Source organism: Limnoglobus sp. (assembly GCF_059499385.1).
The window spans coordinates 1-18990 of sequence record NZ_JCABYM010000063.1; the positions used below are offsets into that span (position 1 = coordinate 1).

At 69.4% G+C, this 18990-nt stretch carries 16 protein-coding genes; 7 read left to right on the top strand and 9 right to left on the bottom strand.

The window, feature by feature from the left end; all coding sequences use genetic code 11:
• Positions 1-121: 121 nt before the first annotated feature.
• From AC5JJ2_RS11520 to AC5JJ2_RS11535, 4 genes are read left to right on the top strand one after another with little or no spacing between them, the layout of a single operon-like run.
• Positions 122-493: a response regulator gene (locus AC5JJ2_RS11520; protein ID WP_495858133.1), complete on the top strand. Its 372-nt coding sequence runs from the start codon at positions 122-124 to the stop codon at positions 491-493.
• A gap of 6 nt (positions 494-499) precedes the next feature.
• Positions 500-1600, top strand: a complete 1101-nt coding sequence (locus tag AC5JJ2_RS11525; RefSeq protein WP_495858134.1) for a protein-glutamate methylesterase/protein-glutamine glutaminase — start codon at positions 500-502, stop codon at positions 1598-1600.
• A 1-nt stretch (position 1601) separates the two neighbouring features.
• Positions 1602-2516 carry a CheR family methyltransferase gene (locus AC5JJ2_RS11530; RefSeq protein WP_495858135.1) on the top strand — a complete coding sequence of 305 codons (915 nt, stop codon included), beginning with the start codon at positions 1602-1604 and terminating at the stop codon, positions 2514-2516.
• Positions 2513-3028 (top strand): chemotaxis protein CheX, encoded by a 516-nt coding sequence (locus tag AC5JJ2_RS11535; protein ID WP_495858136.1) that lies wholly within the window; start codon positions 2513-2515, stop codon positions 3026-3028. The genes AC5JJ2_RS11530 and AC5JJ2_RS11535 overlap by 4 nt, the downstream gene beginning before the upstream one ends.
• Before the next feature lie 131 nt (positions 3029-3159).
• Here the strand turns inward: AC5JJ2_RS11535 and AC5JJ2_RS11540 are convergent, their stop codons facing one another.
• Both AC5JJ2_RS11540 and AC5JJ2_RS11545 read right to left on the bottom strand, forming a co-directional pair.
• Positions 3160-4137 carry an ABC transporter permease subunit gene (locus AC5JJ2_RS11540; RefSeq protein WP_495858137.1) on the bottom strand — a complete coding sequence of 326 codons (978 nt, stop codon included), beginning with the start codon at positions 4135-4137 and terminating at the stop codon, positions 3160-3162.
• Positions 4138-4227: 90 nt separating this feature from the next.
• Positions 4228-5094, bottom strand: a complete 867-nt coding sequence (locus AC5JJ2_RS11545) for an ABC transporter ATP-binding protein (protein WP_495858138.1) — start codon at positions 5092-5094, stop codon at positions 4228-4230.
• A gap of 181 nt (positions 5095-5275) precedes the next feature.
• Here AC5JJ2_RS11545 and AC5JJ2_RS11550 point away from each other — a divergent pair, with 181 nt between their 5' ends.
• The 3 genes from AC5JJ2_RS11550 to AC5JJ2_RS11560 are packed head-to-tail and all read left to right on the top strand — an operon-like array spanning position 5276 to position 7956.
• Positions 5276-6433, top strand: a complete 1158-nt coding sequence (locus tag AC5JJ2_RS11550) for an acetyl-CoA C-acyltransferase (protein ID WP_495858139.1) — start codon at positions 5276-5278, stop codon at positions 6431-6433.
• Between the two features lie 13 nt (positions 6434-6446).
• Positions 6447-7169, top strand: a complete 723-nt coding sequence (locus AC5JJ2_RS11555; RefSeq protein WP_495858140.1) for a DUF4058 domain-containing protein — start codon at positions 6447-6449, stop codon at positions 7167-7169.
• A 19-nt stretch (positions 7170-7188) separates the two neighbouring features.
• Positions 7189-7956: a DNA alkylation repair protein gene (locus AC5JJ2_RS11560; protein WP_495858141.1), complete on the top strand. Its 768-nt coding sequence runs from the start codon at positions 7189-7191 to the stop codon at positions 7954-7956.
• A gap of 248 nt (positions 7957-8204) precedes the next feature.
• On the opposite strand, the gene AC5JJ2_RS11565 is transcribed toward AC5JJ2_RS11560, so the two are convergent.
• The 7 genes from AC5JJ2_RS11565 to AC5JJ2_RS11595 form a co-directional block, all read right to left on the bottom strand.
• Positions 8205-9230 carry a WD40 repeat domain-containing protein gene (locus tag AC5JJ2_RS11565; RefSeq protein WP_495858142.1) on the bottom strand — a complete coding sequence of 342 codons (1026 nt, stop codon included), beginning with the start codon at positions 9228-9230 and terminating at the stop codon, positions 8205-8207.
• 105 nt (positions 9231-9335) lie between these two features.
• Complete coding sequence (locus AC5JJ2_RS11570) at positions 9336-10388, bottom strand: CobW family GTP-binding protein (RefSeq protein WP_495858143.1); 1053 nt, start codon at positions 10386-10388, stop codon at positions 9336-9338.
• Between the two features lie 96 nt (positions 10389-10484).
• Positions 10485-11909: an ABC transporter permease gene (locus AC5JJ2_RS11575; RefSeq protein ID WP_495858144.1), complete on the bottom strand. Its 1425-nt coding sequence runs from the start codon at positions 11907-11909 to the stop codon at positions 10485-10487.
• 127 nt (positions 11910-12036) lie between these two features.
• On the bottom strand, positions 12037-12756 hold the full coding sequence (locus AC5JJ2_RS11580) for an ABC transporter ATP-binding protein (RefSeq protein ID WP_495858145.1): 720 nt from the start codon (positions 12754-12756) through the stop codon (positions 12037-12039).
• A gap of 154 nt (positions 12757-12910) precedes the next feature.
• Positions 12911-14845, bottom strand: a complete 1935-nt coding sequence (locus tag AC5JJ2_RS11585) for a hypothetical protein (RefSeq protein ID WP_495858146.1) — start codon at positions 14843-14845, stop codon at positions 12911-12913.
• Positions 14808-17450, bottom strand: a complete 2643-nt coding sequence (locus AC5JJ2_RS11590) for a hypothetical protein (protein WP_495858147.1) — start codon at positions 17448-17450, stop codon at positions 14808-14810. The genes AC5JJ2_RS11585 and AC5JJ2_RS11590 overlap by 38 nt, the downstream gene beginning before the upstream one ends.
• Positions 17451-17629: 179 nt before the next feature.
• Positions 17630-18955, bottom strand: a complete 1326-nt coding sequence (locus AC5JJ2_RS11595; protein ID WP_495858148.1) for an outer membrane protein assembly factor BamB family protein — start codon at positions 18953-18955, stop codon at positions 17630-17632.
• Positions 18956-18990: the final 35 nt, after the last annotated feature.

The following is an 18990-nucleotide window of genomic DNA, read 5'->3' on the forward strand; positions in this document are numbered from 1 at the left end:
TTGCGGCTCATGGCTTTATTCCCTCCCCCCCAAGGGGGGAGGGAACAAGAGTCGGGCCTCGGAAAGCCTCGACCCGACCTACACGAACGACATTCGACCGACAACCGACGGGAGGGACCGGATGAAAGTGCTCATCGTGGACGACTCGCGGGCGATGCGGAGCATCGTCGCGAACATCTTCAAGCAGCTCGGCCACGAGACGGCCGAGGCCGGCCACGGGCTGGACGCCTACGAGAAGCTCGCCGCGACGCCGGACTTCGACCTCGTGGCCGTGGACTGGAACATGCCGGTCATGAACGGCCTGGAGTTCGTCCAGAAGGTCCGGGCGAATCCGGCGTTCGCGAACGTCGCCATCATGATGGTCACGACCGAGATCGAGATCGCGCAGGTCGCCACCGCCATGCAGGCCGGGGCGAACGCCTACGTCATGAAGCCGTTCAGCAAGGAAACGCTGCTGGCCAAGCTCGAACACCTCACCCCGGTGGCGCGGTAACGGGCCATGAGCAAGATTCGCGTCCTCATCTGCGACGACTCGGTCGTGGTCCGCAAGCTGGTCGGCGACGCCGTCGGCGGCGACCCGATGCTGGAGGTCGTCGGCGTCGCGGCGAACGGCCGCGTCGGCCTCAGCCGCGTCGCGCAACTGAACCCGGACGTCGTCGTCCTGGACGTCGAGATGCCGGACATGGACGGGCTGGCGGCGCTCACCGAACTCCGCCGCACGCACCCGAAGCTGCCGGTCATCATGTTCAGCTCGCAGACCGAGCGCGGGGCGGCGACGACGCTCGACGCCCTCAACCGCGGGGCGAACGACTACGTGACGAAGCCGACGAGCGTGGCGAACGTGGCCGCCGCCATGCAGCACGTCCGGGACGAACTGCTGCCGCGGATCAAAATCTTCGCCCGCCGGCCGGAGGCGACGGCCGGCCTCGTCGCCCCGAAGCCGCGGTCGGCCCGGTCGGTGTTGCGGATTCAGCGAGAAGCCGCGGCCCGGCGGATCGGGGTCGTCGGCATCGGGGCCTCGACCGGCGGCCCGGCGGCGCTCACGGAGCTGCTCGCCACGTTGCCGCTCGAACTGCCGGTCCCCATCGTCGTGACGCAGCACATGCCGCCGACGTTCACCCGGCTGCTCGCCGAGGGGCTGGCGGCCCGCACGGGCTACCCGGTGTTCGAGGCCGCGACCGGCGACCCGCTCGAACCCGGCGTCGTGCTGATCGCCCCTGGCGACCACCACCTGACGTTCGCCCGCACCCGCTTCGGCGTGACGGTCCGGCTGACCCGGCAGCCGCCGGAGAACTGCTGCCGGCCGTCGGTCGATGTCATGTTCCGCTCGCTGGCCGAGGCGTACCCCGGCGAGGCGCTCGGGATCGTGCTGACGGGGATGGGGAAGGACGGCCTCCGCGGGGCGGAAGCGCTCCACGCCGCCCGCGGCGTCGTGTTCGCGCAGGACGAGGAAACGAGCGTCGTCTGGGGAATGCCCGGTTTCGTGGCGAACGCCGGGCTGGCCCACCGCGTGCTACCGCTGCACCGGATGGCGGACGCGGTGGTCGCCGCCGTCGCCGTCGGCCGGGTGAGGCAGCCCGCCGTCACGGGGGGCGCGTGACATGGCCGGCCCGCTGAGCAAGCTCGACCACGACCTCGTCCGGTCCGTCGTCCACCAGACTTCCGGCATCGTGCTGGAGGAGGCGAAGGGCTACCTCATCGACGCCCGGCTCGCGGCCCTGGCGAAGAAAGAAGGGCTGACCGACTGCTCGCAGATCCTCACCGAGATGAAGGGCACGCCGGGCAAGAGTCGGTATCACGAGAAGGTCGTCGAGGCGCTGACGACGAACGAAACGTCGTTCTTCCGCGACCAGCACCCGTTCGACGGCGTCCGGGCCGTGGTCGTCCCGGACCTGCTGCGGAAGCGGGCGGTCGAGCGGCGGCTGACGGTCTGGTGTGCCGCCGCGGCCGCCGGGCAGGAGCCGTACTCGCTGGCGATGCTGCTCAAGGAGCACTTCGCCCCGCAGCTGGCCGGGTGGACGGTGCGGCTCTTGGCCACGGACATTTCCACGCAAGTTCTCGACCAAGCGCGGGCCGGCCTCTACACCCCCTGGGAGGTCCACCGCGGGTTGCCGCCGGAGTACCTGCGGAAGTACTTCAAGCCGCACGGCGTCGGGTGGGCCGTGCGCGACGACATCAAGGCGATGGTGGAGTTCCGGCCGTTCAACCTGCTCGACCCGTTCGCCGCGATCCCGCCGTGCGACGTGGTGCTGATGCGGAACGTGCTGATCTACTTCGACCTGGACACGAAGCGGGCGATCCTCGATAAAGTGCGGCGGGTGCTGCGGCCGGACGGCTACCTGTTCCTCGGCGGGGCGGAGACGACGATGAACATCGACAACGGGTACGACCGCGTCCCGACCGGCCCGACGGTGACGTACCGGCCGCGGGCCGCGGCTTCGGCCGGGAGCAAGTACGTGGCGCTGGGGGCCAGGCCGTCCCAGATCATTCTGCCGACCGGCGGGGGGCGATCATGAGTGTGGACGTGAGCGACGTGGTGCAGTTCACGCAAGAAATTTGGTCGCTCGTGTTGGGCCAGGCGGCGACGCCGACGGCCGACCGCGGGCCGGGCGACGCGAACCCGTTCACGAGTTCCGTCCACATCACCGGCGCGTGGCGGGGGGCGGTCATGCTCGTGCTCCCGTCCGCGGTCGCCGCCCGCGCGACGGCGACGATGTTCTCGATCGACCCGGCGGCCGTCACCCCGACGCACCTGTACGACGCGATCGGCGAGCTGGTGAACATGATCGGCGGGAACCTGAAGGCGCTGTTCAAGCCGCCGTGCTACCTGTCGCTGCCGATGGTCACGACCGGCCGGGACGTGGAGATGAACGTGGTCGGCGGCCGGGCGCTGGCGGACGTGGCGTTCGCGACGGCGGACGGCGTGTTCAGCGTGACGATCGTGGAACGGGCCGACGAGGGCCGCGCCCGGCTGACGTGCGGCGCGACCGGCGTGGCCTCCCCGCGGATCGTGTCCGCGGCGTCGTAAGACGGCCCATTATTGAGGAACGTGCCGAGCGTCGCGACGGCCGGTTTTTGTGGAACCCGGAGCGGAAGCGACGGGGTGTTGCGCAACACCCCGTCGCTTCCGCTCCGGGTTCCACAAGCATTGGCGTCCGCTCACAGCGGCGCGGGCAAATCCCTTCGCGTGAACACCCGCAGCGCCACCAAGTACCCGACCGCCCCGACGCCGGCCAGCACCGCGAGCATCGGCACGTTCGGCCCGCCGTCCCACACCTCGCCGAGGTTCACGAGCCAGTCCTCCCGCAGCCACACCCGCTGCGGTTGGTAGTAGAAGAAGACGCTCGCCGGGCGGAGGAACGCGGCCCCCTCCCACAGCTGGCCGAGCACGTTCACGATGAACATCGTCATCACGACCACCACGGCGATGCCGATCGCCCGCCACCGGCTGCGGTTCATCGCGGACACGGCCAGCGTCAACCCGCTGACGGCGAACGCGAGCGCCGCCAGGTTCAGGATCGCGTGCGGCTGCCGGGCCACGTCCACGTCGAGTTCGTCCGGCCCCCTCGGCAGCGCGAGGCCGCCCGGCCCCTTCGGCAGCTTGTCCAGGATCGAGTAGTCCACGGCGAACGGCCCGACCACCGCCAGCCCGGCCTGCGTGCCGGCCCAGATGCTGACGCACAGGACCGGGATGACGACGGCGTCGGCGATCAGGTGCGCGAGGATCAGCCGGTTCCGCGGGACCGGCTGCGACAGCAGCAGTTCCATCGTGCCGCGGTCGAGTTCCCCGGCGACCGCCCCGGCCGCCCGGCCGACGGCCCAGATGGACACGAGCATCAGTACCACCGGGTGCATCAGCTCGACGGACAGGAAGTCGGTGGGCCGCTCGAACTTGATGTCCCCGCCGCCGAGGACGGACTGCGACACCTTGCCCGGCCCCTTGAACACGACCTCCTCGAACAGCTTCGGGTTGATCTTGCTGACCATCGCGAGGCCGTTGAAGAACGGCGCGATCTCGGTCGTCACCCGCTGGGCGACCTTCACCCAGAGCAGCGAGAACCCGAACAGCAACAGCGCGACGACGAGGAGAGGCCAGCGAACGTCGCGGAGCAGCTTCCGAACGAGCGTGAGCGTCATGCGTGGCCTTTCTTCATATAGCCGCCGGCTTGCCGGCGGGGCTTGGGGGTGCGAAAAACTCCGCCGGCAAGCCGGCGGCTATATAGGGGGTCACCCGTTCCCGTGGTACTTGTGGTAGATCGGCCCCAAGCCCATCGGCTCGACCTTCAGGTTCGCCAGCGGCTGCTTCGCCAGCCACTCCAGCAGCACCGGCAGCGGCCCGCGGTACTCCAGGTCGAGCGTGCCGTCGGCCACGACCATCGCCGCCCCGTCCGGGCCGGCGGCCGGCGGCGGGCCGGTCAGGGCCGCCGTGACGTGGCGGCCGTCGCGGAGGTCGGTCATGCACTGCTCGTGGACGAGGCGGCCCTTCCGCAGGATGACGACGCGGTCGCACACGGCTTCCACCTCTTGCAGAACGTGCGACGAGAACAACACCGCCTTCCCCTGCTCCTTCGCGATCCGCAGTTGCTCCAGCAGTTCGTCCCGCATCGTCGGGTCGAGGGTGTTCGTCGGCTCGTCCAAAATGATGAGCGGAACCTTCGGCACGAGCACGGCCAACAGCGCGACCTTCCGCTTCATGCCGCTGGACATTTGCGTGAGCGGCTTGTCCACGTCGATGTCCAGCCGCTTCGCGAGTTGATCGACTTCCAGCCCTGGCAACTCGCCGCGGAGCTTGCCGAGGAACGTGACGAGCTGCCGGCCGGTCATGTTCTCGTACAGCCGCAGCTCGCCGGGCAGGTACGCGATCCGCTTGCGGACTTCCACCGACTGCGACCAGCAGTCGAAGTCGGCGACGGTCGCGCGGCCGGCGGTGGGCCGCATGAACCCGAGGACCATGCGGAGGGCGGTCGATTTGCCGGACCCGTTCGGCCCGAGGAGGCCGACGACCTCGCCCGGCGCGATGCGGAGGTCCAGCCCGTCGAGGGCGCGGAAGCGGCCGTAGTCTTTCGTGAGGGCTTCCGTGACGAGCAGTGCCATGACAATACTAGTAGGCACACTCCGTGTGCCGTCTCCTGTCGGTCGCGGGGCGTTCGTCCGGGCCGCTGCGACCGGCAGCAAACGGCACACGGAGTGTGCCTACTACTATGGGTCGGCGACCGGCGTGCCGGGATAGAATTAGTGTAGGCCAACTCCCCCGTCCGTTCCCGCGGGTGCAGCCATGAATTCGTTCATCGTGTCCGCCGTCCGCACGCCGATCGGCAAGTTCCTCGGCGGCCTCGCGGAGTTCCCCGCCCCTCAGCTCGGCGGCCTCGTCGTGAAGGAAGCGATGAGCCGCGCGAACGTGTCGCCGGCCGCCGTCGATGAAGTCATCCTGGGCCACGTCGTCCAGGCCGGGTGCGGGCAGAACCCGGCGCGACAAGCTGCGCTCGCGGCCGGGCTGCCGGACACGATCAACGCGCACACCACGAACATGGTCTGCGGGTCCGGACTGAAGGCCGTCATGCTCGCCGATCAAGCCATTCGTTGCGGCGACGCGCAGGTCGTGATCGCGGGCGGGATGGAGAGCATGAGCCGCGCGCCGTTCCTGCTACCAAACGTCCGCGGCGGGTACAAGTACGGCGACCAAACGGCGGTGGACGCGCTCGTCCGCGACGGCCTCTGGTGCGCGTTCGAGAACTGGCCGATGGGCAACGCCGCCGAGCACACGGCCGCGGCCTGCGGCCTCACACGAGCCGAACAGGACCGCTTCTCCGCGCAGAGCCACCGGCGGGCCGCCGCGGCGTGGGCGAGCGGCGCGTTCGCGGCCGAGGTGCTGCCGGTCCAAGCGGCGAAGGCGACGATCAACAAGGACGAAGGCGTCCGTCCCGATTCGACGGTCGAGAGCCTGGCGAAGCTGAAGCCGGCGTTCAAGCCGGACGGCACGGTGACGGCCGGGAACGCCTCGCAGCTCTCCGACGGGGCGGCGGCCGTCGTCGTGGCGGGCGACGCGGCCGTGCGGAAGTTTCAGCTGAAGCCGCTGGCGAAAATCCTCGCGACGGCGACGAGCGGCGTCGCGCCGAGGGACATCTTCCTCGCGCCGGTGGCGGCCGTGAAGAAGCTCGCGGCCGTGGTCCCGCTGGCGGAGATCGACCTGTTCGAGCTGAACGAGGCGTTCGCCTCGCAGATGCTCGGCTGCGCGAAGGGGCTGGGGATCGACGAGGGGCGGGTGAACGTGAACGGCGGGGCGATCGCGCTCGGCCACCCGATCGGCGCGAGTGGGGCGCGGGTGCTGACGACGCTGGTGCATGCGCTGCACGCCCGGCAGGTGCGGTACGGCGTGGCGGCGCTCTGCCTCGGCGGCGGCAACGCCGTCGCCGTGCTGGTGGAGCGCACTTGAGGAGTGTGATATCGTGACACCACCCCCGGAGCCGCCGATGTCCTTGCTCGACCACTTCCGCCCGCCGCTGAGCGACCGCCGGCACTGGCACGCGTTCCACAACTCGTGGGCGACGTACATCTCCTCGCAGCTCAACGCCCGGCTGCCGGACGGGTACTTCGCGGAGGCGAACGTCCAGTTCGGCATCGAGATCGATGTGGCCGCGTTCGCCGACGGCGCTCCGGTCACGCCCGTCGGGTTGAACTGGGTTCCGCCGCCGCCGACCCGGACCGTGCCCGTGACCCTGGCCGGGCCGGTCGTGGAGGTCGGCATCTTCAGCCGTAGCGGCGGGCCGACGTTGGCAGGGGCCGTCGAGCTGGTCAGCCCGGCGAACAAGGACCGGCCGGCCAACCGCGAGGCGTTCGTGTCGAAGTGCGCCGCCTACCTGCAAGCCGGGGTCGGGGTGGTGATCGTGGACGTAGTCACCGAGCGCGCGGCCGACCTGCACGCCGACCTCTTGGCCCGGCTCGGTTCGACAGAACCGCCGCGGCCGGCCAACCTGTACTCGGCCGCGTACCGGCCGGTGGACCGGGACGGCACGCCGTCGCTCGACGTGTGGCAGGAAGTGTTGGCCGTCGGCCGGCCGCTACCGACGATGCCCCTGTGGCTCCGCGGCGGCCTCTGCCTGCCGGTCGAACTGCAAGCCACGTACGAGCGAACGTGTTCCGAGCAGCGACTCGTCCCCCCGGCCGCATGACACATACTCAACCGACCCCATGCCCACCCGAAAAGGTTCCGCCACCCGTGCCGGCATCCCGGCCGACGTGCTCGCCCAACTCAACGCCGGCACGCTCGAAACGGCCACCCTCGCGGAGGGGCTGGCCATCGACTACGCGCAACTGCTCCGCGCCGCCGTGCCGGAGTTGCCGGACGAACTGCACGCGATCATGCAGGGCGCGGCCGACCTCGGCGTCACCCGGCGGATGGAGACGGCTGGCGCGATCCTCCTCGAGCAGTTCGGCCTCGACGGGTTGGAGCGATTCGTCGCGCACCCGTCGGACACCGTCCGCGGGTGGGCGTGCTTCGCGATCGGCCTCGCCCCGAAGTTGAAGCTGAAGCGGCGGCTCGACCTCGTCCGCCCGCTGGCCGACGACCCGCACTTCGGCGTCCGCGAGTGGGCGTGGCTGCCGCTGCGGCCGCACTTCCGCATGAACGTCTCGCACGCCGTCGCCGCGCTCGGGCCGTGGACGGCCGAGGCGTCGCCGTTCCTACGGCGGTTCGCGGTCGAATCGACCCGGCCCCGCGGCGTCTGGTCGGCGCACTTGGAGCAGATGAAGCAGAACCCGGCGCTCGGGCTGCCGCTGCTCGAGCCGCTGAAGGCCGACCCGGAGAAGTACGTGCAGGACTCGGTGGCGAACTGGCTGAACGACGCGGCGAAGGGCCAGCCGGCGTGGGTCAGGGAGCTGGTCGCCCGCTGGCGGAAGGACGCGAACAACCACCCGGCGACGGATCGCATCTGCAAGCGGGCGACGCGAAGCCTGTGATGCGGTGGCACGGAAAGTTCAACGTCGCTCGACCGCTTCTCGATTCTTGACGAGGTTCAAACCCCACCACCCACTTTCGTCAAGAATGACGGCAGGCAACAGACACGCGACACCGATCCAGAGGAGGACCCGGTCCCCATTCAAGTAGCTGGCAACGAGTAGCCCGAAGCCCGCCAAGACGATAAACCCAGCGAAAGCACGGACATAGATTCTCATCCCGCGCCCTCCGATGTCAGCGTTTGTCCTTCTCAGCTCACCTTCAACACCCGCACCGTGCCGTCGTCGCCGCCGGCGGCGAGGAGCTTGTCGTCCGGCGACCACGCGGCCGCGGACGCGGCCGCCGCCCCCATGTCGCCGCCGACGAGTTGGCCCTTCTTGTTCGCCGGCTGCCACAGGTTGACCAGACCCTCCGGGCCGGCGGACGCCAGCAGGAAGCCCCGCCGCTGCCACGCCACGGCCGTCAGCGGGCCGTCGTGCCCCTTCAGCATCGCCGGCTTCGACCCCTCCGGCCCGGCCCCGCCGCAGTCCCACACGCACGCCGCCGGGCTGCCGCCGCACGCGAGATACCGCGACGAGTAGTCCCACGACAGCTCGCGGACCTTCGTGGCGTACCCGCTCATTTGAAGGGGCTGCGTCGGCCGGGCCGTGTACCAGAAGTGGATCGTCGCGTCCTGGTTGCCGTGCGCGAGCATCGCCCCGTTCGGCGACCACGCGATCGCGAGCGGCGACCCCTTCCACGCGAATTCGAGCTTCGTTTCGCCGTCGGCGAGGTCGTACAGCCGCACGCCGCCGTAGGCCGCGACGGACAGTTGCGACCCCCGCCACGCGAGGTCCGAGACGGTGGACTGGTGGTTGGCGAACTCGCGGACGAGGTCCCCGGCCGCGTCCCAGACGCGGACCTTCTTTCCGGCCGCGGCCGCGAGGAACGCGCCGTCCGGCGAGAACGCGAGCCGCTCGACCCACGCGGCCCCGCCGTCGAGGGCGGCCCGCTCCTGCCAGAGGGTCGCGTCCCAGACGCGGACCTTGCCGTCCTGCCCGGCGGTGGCGAGGAGTTCGCCGGTCGGCTTCCACGCGACGGCCATCGTGCCGAAGGCGTGGCCGGTCAGGGCGACGGCGAGCTTGCCGGTGGCGGTGTCGAAGACGTGGACCGGCCCGCTGACGGCGGCGGCGGCGAGGTGGCGGCCGGTCGGCGACCACGCGAGGCCGACGACGTGGTCCGGCACGCTGGCGAGCCAGGCCCGGCGGAGGCGGTTGTCGGCGGGTTTCGGGGGCATCTAAATAGTAGTAGGCACACTCCGTGTGCCGTCTCCTCGGCGTATCGGTGAGTTCGTGGGAGCCGCTGCGACGCTCGGCAGACGGCACACGGAGTGTGCCTACTACTATGAAGCCAAACACCCCTTGAACCCGCCGGTCAGCTCCTCACGGTTCAGGTTCTTGCCGATGAACACGAGCTTGTTCACCCGCGGCTCGTTCGCCGCCCACGGCTTGCTCGGCTCCGCGTCGAGCTGCATGTGGACGCCCTGGAAGACGTGCCGGTTCGGGTCGCCCTTGATGCTCAGGATGCCCTTCATCCGGTAGATGTCTTGCCCCTTCGTCTGGAGCAGCGTTGAAATCCACTCGTTGAACTTCTTGATCTGCAAGTTCCCCTCCACCACGATCCCGACGGACGACACCTCCTCGTCGTGCCGCGGCTCCTCGTGGTGATGGTGATGCTCGTGGCCGCAGTCTTCGCCGCAGTGCTCGCCGTGTTCGTGATGGTGATGCTCGTGCTTCTCGTCCTTCAAAAAGTCCGGCTCGAACTCCAGCACGCGGTCGAGGTTGAACCCGCCGACGTTCAGAATCTTGTCCATGTCGATGACGCCGCGGCTGGTGCGGTAGACCTTCGCCACCGCGTTCATGTGATGAATCCGATGCTCAAGTTTGTCCAGCTCCGCCGGCGTCACGAGGTCGGTCTTGTTCAGCAGGATCACGTCGGCGAACGCGATCTGCTCCGTCACCTCCTTCGAGCGGCCGAGCTGCTGGCTCGCGTGCTTCGCGTCCACGACGGTGACGATGCCGTCCAGCCGGGTGCTCGCCCGGACCTCGTCGTCGGCGAAGAACGTCTGCGCGACCGGGCCGGGGTCGGCGAGGCCGGTCGTCTCGACCAGCACGTAGTCGAACTTGTCCCGCCGCTTCATCAGGTTGCCGAGGATGCGGATGAGGTCGCCGCGGACGGTGCAGCAGATGCACCCGTTGTTCATCTCGAAGATTTCCTCGTCGGAGGAGATCACGAGGTCCTGGTCCACGCCGACCTCGCCGAACTCGTTCTCGATGACGGCGATCTTCTTGCCGTGGTTGGCGGTGAGGATGTGGTTGAGGAGCGTCGTCTTCCCGGCCCCGAGGAACCCGGTGAGGACGGTGACGGGGACGGTCTTTTGTGCGGTGGTGGCCATGGAGGGAATTGTAGCGACCGGCGAACGGCACGGCGTAAGCGTGCCGGTGTGTGCCCCCGCCCCCTACACCGGCACGCTTACGCTGTGCCGTTCGCCTTAGGCTGTGTGCCGAAGCGCCTCGATCGGGTCGAGCTTCGCCGCCCGCCTCGCGGGATACCAGCCGAACAGCACGCCGACGCCGACGGACACGCCGACGGCCAGGAACACGGACGGCACGTTCACCTGGGCCGGCAGCTTCACCGACCGCAGGTACGCCGCCCACTCGGCAAGCGTCGCCTTGTCGGCCACCCAGGCCAGGCCGCCGGGCGCGACCGGGACGACGAACACCAGGAACAGCCCGACGAGGACGCCGATCAGCCCGCCGACGGTCGTTTGCACCGTCGCCTCGACCAGGAATTGCGCCGTGATGTCCCGCTGCTTCGCGCCGAGCGCGCGGCGGATGCCGATCTCGCGGGTCCGCTCCGTCACCGTCGCCAGCATGATGTTCATGATCCCGATCCCGCCGACGAGCAGCGAGATCGACGCGATCAGCACGAGCAACGACGTGAACCGCTCCTGCTGCCGCTCCGCGTCCTCCAGCCGGTCGAGCGGGACGGTGACGGCCCAGTCCTTCTTCTCGTGGTGCTTCTCCAACAGCCGCTTGATCTGGTCGCCGATGGCCTTGACCGTCTTCCGGCCGGCGGGGGTGTCCACCTCCGCGTCCACGGTCATCGTCACCTGGCTGATCTCGACCGCCTCCGCCGACCGGCTGCCGGCCGAGCGGATCGAAATCTTCCCGCCGATGTACTGGTTGCACGTGCTCAGCGGGATGTACATGTCGTGGTTGTAATCCTCGGCCGCCTGGCTCCCGCCGGTCCCGCCGGTCGGCATCCGCTCGGCGGCGACGCCGACGACGAGGTACTTGTCCCCGCGGCAGAAGACGGTCTTGCCCATCGGGTCCTCGAACGGGAACAGCTTGTCGGCCGTCGCCGACCCGAGGACGGTGTTGTTGATCCGGTTGTCCTCGTCGTCCTGCGTCAGGAACCGGCCGCGGGCGATCGGGAGCTTGTTCACGTCCGCGTAGGGCGGGGTCGTGGCCACGAGCCGGGCGTTGTGCATCCGCTCGAGGTAGCGGACCTCGCTCGGGAACACCCGCATCGGGATCATCACGGAGATCGTCTTGCCGAACGTCTGGAACCGGGCCACGTCGCGGGAGTCGAGGCCGTAGGCGGCGACGAACGACCGGGTGTTCGTGGTGGACGAGTCGTCCGGCGGCTTGACGCTGCGGACGACGATGTTCGTCGCCCCCTGCCGCTTGATGTCGTCGAGGGCGTCCTTCATGGAGCCTTCGCCGAACGCCATGAGCGCGATGACGGAGCTGGTCCCGATGACGATGCCGAGGACGGACAACAGCGACCGGAGCTTGTGCAGCCAGAGGCTGCGGACGGCGAGGGCCACGGCGCGGGCGAGCTTGAAGACGCCGAACCCGCTGCCGCCGCCGCGGACCGGGACGGGGGCCGGGGGGATGTCGTTGATGTTCATGATTCGCGGACCAAAGAAAACAGTACCCGGCGATTCGTTTTTCATATAGCCGCCGGCTTGCCGGCGGGGTTTCACGACCCCCGAAACCCCGCCGGCAAGCCGGCGGCTATATAGGGCGGCTGTTCGATCAGTGCGCCGCCACCAGGACCGGCGACTCGTCGTTCCGCACGTCGGACTCGACGACGCCGTCGCGGAGGCGGACCACCCGCCGCGCCCACGCGGCGATGTCGTTCTCGTGCGTCACCATGATGATCGTCTTGCCGGCCCGGTTCAGCTCCTGGAGCATCTGCATGATCTCCACGCTCGTCCGGCTGTCCAGGTTCCCGGTCGGCTCGTCGGCCAGGATGACGTGCGGGTCGTTCACCAAACTCCGGGCGATGGCCACCCGCTGCTGCTGGCCGCCGGACAGTTGCAGCGGCCGGTGGTCGAGCCGCTCGCCGAGGCCGACCATCTCCGCGAGGGCGATGCACCGGTCCTTCGTCTTCTGGTCGAGCTTCACCCCCTGGTAGACGAGCGGCAGCTCGACGTTCTCGACGACCGTGTACTGCGGCAAGAGGTTGTACGCCTGGAAGATGAACCCGAGGTACGTGCTGCGGATTTCCGACAGCTGGTCGTCGGACATGCGGGCCACGTCCTCGCCGTTGAGCAGGTAGCGGCCGTCGGTCGGCCGGTCGAGGCAGCCGAGGATGTTCATGAGGGTGGACTTGCCGGACCCGGACGGCCCCATGAGGGCGACGAAGTCGCCCTCGTCGAACGCGAGGTTCAGCCCCTTCAGGACGTGGACCGGGACGTGTCCTTCGAGGAAGTAGTCCTTGTAGAGGTCCACGACTTCGACGATGGCGGGCATGGTGCGTCCGGGGTGTGGATCGAGCAACCTGACTTCCGAAGTCCGGCTTCGACTTCGGAAGTCGAGGGGGAAGAAGGGCGGTTGCAGGTACGGGTGAAGGTTCCCGCGCGGGATCGACTTCCGAAGTCGAAGCCGGACTTCGGAAGTCGGGGCGTCACGTCTGCGGCCCCGGCGGTCCCTTCGGCATCCCGCCGCCCGGCGGGCCGCCGGGCATGCCGCCGCCCTTCTTCTTGCCCTCGCCGCCGCCCTTCTTGCCCTCGCCGGGCGCGCCGCCCTCGCCCTTCGGGCGAGCGCCGTTGCCGTTCCCGACCTCGGCCGTCTTCGCCTTGTCGCCGGCCACGGCCTTCGGGTTCACGATCACTTCCTCGCCCTCGGCCACGCCGGACTGGACCTCGATCATCGCGTCGTTGAACTTGCCGAGCTTCACCTCCCGCTCGACCGGGCCGGCCGCCGTCATCACGTACACCGTCCGCTTCGGCCCGCTCTCCGCCCCGCCCACGACCGCCTGCAGCGGAACCGCCAGCACCGGCTCGATCGCGTCGTCGATGTGGATCGTCACCTCCGCGTTCATGTCCGGCTTTAGCCCGACCACGCTCTCGGTAATCAGCACCTGCGTCGGGTACAGCTTCACGTCGCTGCTGAACCAGTCCGCCTGCTGGGCCACGGCCGCCACCGTCCGCACCCGCGCGGCGAACACCCGGTCCGGGAACGCGTCCACCCGGACGGTCGCCCGGTGGCCCTCCCGCCGGATCTCGTACTCCTTGTCCCGGACCTGCTCCCGGACCATGCCGAGGGACTGCTCGGACTGGCCGAACAGCCGGGCGAGCGGGTCCGGGCCGGTCATCATGCCGATCCGGAGGAAGTCGAGCATGTGCGTCGGCTGGCGGTCGTCCCCGCGGATGCGGCCGACCTGCGCCTCGTGGACGCGGGTGTTCACCTGCATCCGGCGGAGGTCCGGGATCCGCATCAGCTTCTGGCCTTCCCGCACCTGCTCGCCGACGGCGATGAGCTGCTGGCCGCTGCTGCTCCGCCCCTGCTCGGCCTTGTAGTAGACGACCATGCCGTCCTGCGGGGCGTAAATCTTGCACTCCCGGACCTGCTCCTCGATCTCCGTCAGCCGGTCCTCCTCCCGGTTGTACACGGACAGCTTCGTCCGCCGCTCGGACTCGGCCTGGGCGGTCTTCGCGTCGGCCGTCTGGAGCGCCTTCTCCAGGTTGATCTTCGCCACGTCCCACTTGGACTTCAGGTCCGTCAGGTCCTTCTCCCGGAGGAAGTTCTCCAGGATGTACTGCTCCTTCTGGAGCTTCTCGAACGCGTCTTCCGCCCCGCTCAGCTTGGCCTGCTCGACCTTCGACTGGCTCTGCGTCAGGTAGCCGAGCTTGGCGCTGCGGTCGGCCCACGCGGACCGCTCGCGGTACGCCTCCAGGTCGGACTCGGCCGCCTTCCGCCGGGCGGACACGTCGTCGAGCTTCTGCCGGTACTCGCCCTTCTCCATGACCGTGGCCTGCGCCCCGGCGAGCGCGCCGAACGGGTTGAGCGACGGCTCCATCCGCAGGCCGATGAACTTGTCGAGGTCCAGCTCGGCGACCCGCAGCGCGGCCTGGGCGGCGACGATCAAGGACTCGTTGTCCTTCAACTGGATCAGGTAGTCCTTGTCCGCCTTCACCCACTCGGCGCGGGCCTTCTCGACGGCGATGCTCTGGAGCTTGCGGGACTCCTCCAGGGCGGAGTCGTCCAGCTCGAGGAGGAGTTGCCCCTTCGCGACGAGCGACCCGTCGTCGATGACCCACCGGATGGTGCTGGAGAACGTCCCCTTCGACCCGGCCTTGACCTTGCAGATGATGTCGCGGTTGTCGGCGGACTCGAGCGCCCCCTTGCCGACGACGGACACCGGGAGCGGTTCGAGCTTGACCTTGTGGAGGATGAGGTCCGGGCGGCTGCCGGCGGACCCCTTCATGAACATGAACACGTACCCGGCCCCGGCGAGGCCGACGACGAGCGGCAGGACGAGCAGGAGCGTGGTCCACCGGGCGGACCGGGGGCGGGACGGGCTACGGGGCGGCCGGGGGCTGGGGTTGGGGGAGGTCATCAGTCCATAACCCTCGGGTGTCGAGTGGGAGCAGCTCTAGGTCGAGGTACAGGTTCATCCGGGTGTTCAGGTAGTTGATCCACCCGGTGTACAGGGCCGTCTGGGCCTGCAGCAGTTGGTTCTGGGCTTGCAGCAGTTGCTCGGTGAGGGCGGCCGAACTGCCGGCCGCCTCGCGGGCCGTCGGGTCGGGGGGGGCCAGCAGGGTGGACCGGGCGTTGTCCACCTGGGCGAACGCGAGTTCGACGGAGCGTTGTTGAACTTTATACGTCTCCGCCAGGGAACGCAACTGCCGCAAGTCCGCCCGGCAGTCGTTTATGATGTTGTCCTCGAACGCCATGAGCGTCCGCCGCTGCCGCTGGTAGGAGATCAGCGACGCCCGGTAGTTGTTCCGCTCGACCCGGCGGACGAACGGCGGCTCGGCCCGCAGCGTCAGGGCGTGGCGGGTGCGGCTGCCGGCGAACGCGAACGCCTCGTTGTCCCCGGTCGGGGTGGCCGTGTTCAGGTCGTACTGCACGTCCAGGAACCCCTGCAGGGCGTTCGCCCGGACCGCGATCTGGCGGTACGAATCGACCACCTGGGCGCGGGCGTTCATCAGGTCGAGCCGGTTGTTCAGCGCCGTCTGGGCTACCTTAGTGCTAGCCTCGTCCAATGAGAGCTTCATGAGATCGGCGTCGTCCACGACGATCGGCGGTAGCGCCGGCCACGCCTCGCGGATCTCGTCCAGCCGCTGGTTCCGGGCGGTCAGGGCGACGAGCGTGCCGGCGTCCAGGGCGGACCGGAACAGCGCCGCCCGCAGCCCGGCCTGCCGGTCCATCGGCAGCCGCAGCCACGGCTCGGCCTCGAACCGCCGCAGCGCCTGCTCGAACCGGGCGTAGTCGATGGCGTCGTCGATCCCGGTCAGGACGGCCTCCGTCTCGGCCGGCTCGGGCTGCCGGTTCTTCTGCCGGTCGGCCCGCTCGTCGAGCAGCTTCCGCCGCTTCTCGACCAGCTCGTCGATCCACTTTTTCAAGTTGTCATCGGCCAGCTTGGCGAGTTCCGCCATCCGCTCCGGGAACTTCTTGGCGAACGGCTTGTCCTTGACGAGCGCGGATTCCGTGAGGAGCGCGTTCCACCGTTGCCGGTATCGCGCCGGTTGTTCCGCCGGGTCGTACTTTCCGGCCTCGGCCTGGACCTGGAGGAGCTGGTCGTACACCTGCTCGATCCGCCTCACCTGATTCTTCATCGGCCGCAGCGGGCCGTCGTCGAGTTCGATCGGCAGGTTCGTCGGCACGCCGAGCTGGAGCTTGAAGTTGTCGAGCTGGTCGAGGTACTGGCGGTTGCTGTCCAGGAGCCGCGACTGGCTCTGGAGGTACTGCAACTCGACGCGGACGACTTGCAGGTCCGAGACGACGCCGCCCTCCTTCAGGTTCAGGTAGAGCTTCAAAATCTGGTCGAGGGCGGCGAGGTTCTTCTTCTCGTTCTCCAGCGTGGCGGCCCGGAGGATGACCGGTTGGAAGCCGGACGTGGGGGCGGTCAGGTTGTTGCCGATGGCCCGGCCGAGGTTGGCCGCGAGGCCCTGGAGGCCGTAGGGGTTGTTCGTGTAATCCCCGGTCCCGGCGATGGCGACGTAGAACACCTTGCGGAACCGGGCGTAGGACCGGATCGCGTACAGGAGCGTCCGCTCGGCCTGCGTCAGCGCTTCGAGGGTGACGGCGAACCCGCCGCCGCGGAGCAGCGGCTGGATGAACGTCAGCGACAGGTTCGAGATGGCGATGTCCGGCCGCGGGCTGGTGAGGTCGAGGACGACCTGGTTGGCGAACCGGAACAGGAGCGTCGCCCCGGTCGGGAAGAGCTTGGAGATGCCGGCCTCGGTGGCGAGCCGCCACCGGTTGCCGGCGTCGCCCCGCTCCCGGCCGGCGAACTCGCGGACGGCCGTTTCGGACGCGAACGCCTGGGCGGCGAAGCTGAACCGCTCCGCCGTGACCGGCAGCGCGCTGAGGTACAGGTCCTCCCGCCGGTCCTGGAACTCGCGGCTGTTGAACAGGGCCAGCTCGACCGCCTGCTCGAGCGTCAGGCGGTACGGCCGCTCCTCCGTCTTGAACGCGAAGTCGAACCCGCCGACGGGTTTGACGGCCGCGTCGCCGGACGGCGCGGCGGCGAACCCGCCGACGGCGGCCCCCCGCGCGGCGTCGGCCCCCTTGTCCGGGGCGTACCGGTCCACGACCGGCGTTTGCGGTTCCTCCGGGGTGGCCGACCGGTTCTCGGCGTCCCAGAGTTCGATCTGCTTGAGGTACTCCTGCCCCTCGGTCCGGCCGGCCCCGTACTTCTTCTGGGGCTTCTGCGGGTTCGGGGAGAGCAGGTGGGCGGCGTAGTCGTCCGGCGGGTACGGCGGGTGGTCCGGGCAGGCCGGGAGGGCGGCGCGGGATTTCGGGTGCGGGTAGACGAACCAGTTCTCGATCTTCCAGTCCGGGAAGACGTTCTTCTGGGTGAGGACGCCGGCCACGTCCTTGTCCGCCCGCTCGCGGAAGTGCTGGCGGGTGCAGCCGCCGAGGGCGGCGACGAGGCCGGCGAGCAGGAGGCGGCGGACCCACCGCGGACGGGAACGACCTTGAGCCAATCCGGGCATGACGACCCCGAAGCACGAATAGGGAGGCGCACCAATCGGTTCTCCCGTTATCGGCGGAACAGCTTGCCCAGCTTGAACCGGATTTCGCGGGGCGCGTCGGGATTTCGTAACGGGGTTGACAAACTATCGGGCCGGAAAAAGCGGGTACGCCCCCGACCGCGTGTCCGATCTATCCTCGGTCACGGCTTTTTGACGCAGTACAGGGCGTCCACGCCGCGGAGGTAGACGCGGTCGCCGGCCACCGCCGGGGACGCCCAGAACGTGTCCTTCAGCTCGCCCGTCCCGACGACCTCGAAGGCCGGGCCGGCCTTCAACCACGTCGCCTTCCCGGCTTCGTCCAGGATGAGAATCTTGTCCCCGACCAGCACCGGGGAGGCCGTCACCATCTTCCCCTTCGACAGCCGCTCCTTGTACTTCTCCTTGCCGGTCGCCGCGTCCACGCACACGACCGTCCCCTCGCCGGGGATGTACAGGTAGCCGCCGGCCGCCAGCGGGGACGACATGCCGACGCCGCCCTTGTTCCGGGACCACGCGACGAACGCGTTGGCCGTCTCGCCCTTCTTGAGCGTGATGTCCCCATTCGCCCCGGCCGTGACGGCGAACAGCGGGGACGCGCTGAACGGCGAGCTGGCCCCGAGCAAGAGCCGGTCGCCGTCGGCCGCCGGGGACGGGGCGAACGCCGTGTCGATCCCGCCGACCCGCCACAGCTCGCTCCCGGTCTTCGGGTCGTGGGCGGTCACCAGCTTGTCCCCGGCCGCGATGATTTCCGTCCGCTTCGAGTTCCGCCACACCAGCGGGGACGCCCACGCGGACCCCGGCTTCTCCCGCGGCTGCCGCCACCGCTCGTCCCCGGTCGTCGCGTCGAACGCCGCCAGGAACGCCTTCTTCTCGTTGAAGCAGGCCACGTACACGAGGCCGTCGAACAGCGCCGGCGAGCTGCCGCTGCCGAACCCGTTGGCGTAGGGGTACGCGCCGAGTTCGACCTTCCACTTCTGGTTGCCGGCGTGGTCGTAGGCGGCGAGCGTGCCGGTCGCGCCGAAGTACGCGTACACCCGGTCGGCGTCGGCGCACGGCGTCTCCGTCGCGTAGGTGTTCGAGGGGTGGATGGCGAACTTCGGCTTCCCCTCCACGACGGTCTTCGCCCACAGGGGTTTGCCGGTGTCCGCGGCGTAGGCGAGGAGCTGCCACTTCACCGTCGTGTCCGGCGGCTTCGACCCGAGGAACGGGAGCGGGATGCTGCCGGGGTCCCGGACGCCGGCCTCCATGTCCTTCGGCCGCGCCAACTTCTCGCCGACGGCGGCGGTGACGAACACCGTGTTCCCGACGACGACCGGCTGCGCCCACCCGGTGCCGGGGAGCTTCGCCGTCCAGGCGAGGTTCTCTTTGTCGGACCAGGACAGCGGCGGGTCGGCGGCCGGCGCGACGCCGGTGCCGGCCGGCCCGCGGAACTGCGGGTAGTCGGCGGCGGCGAGGAAGACGACCACCAGCGGGAGGGCACGGCGCATCGGCGGCTCCGAACGAGAGGGCGTTCCATCAGTAG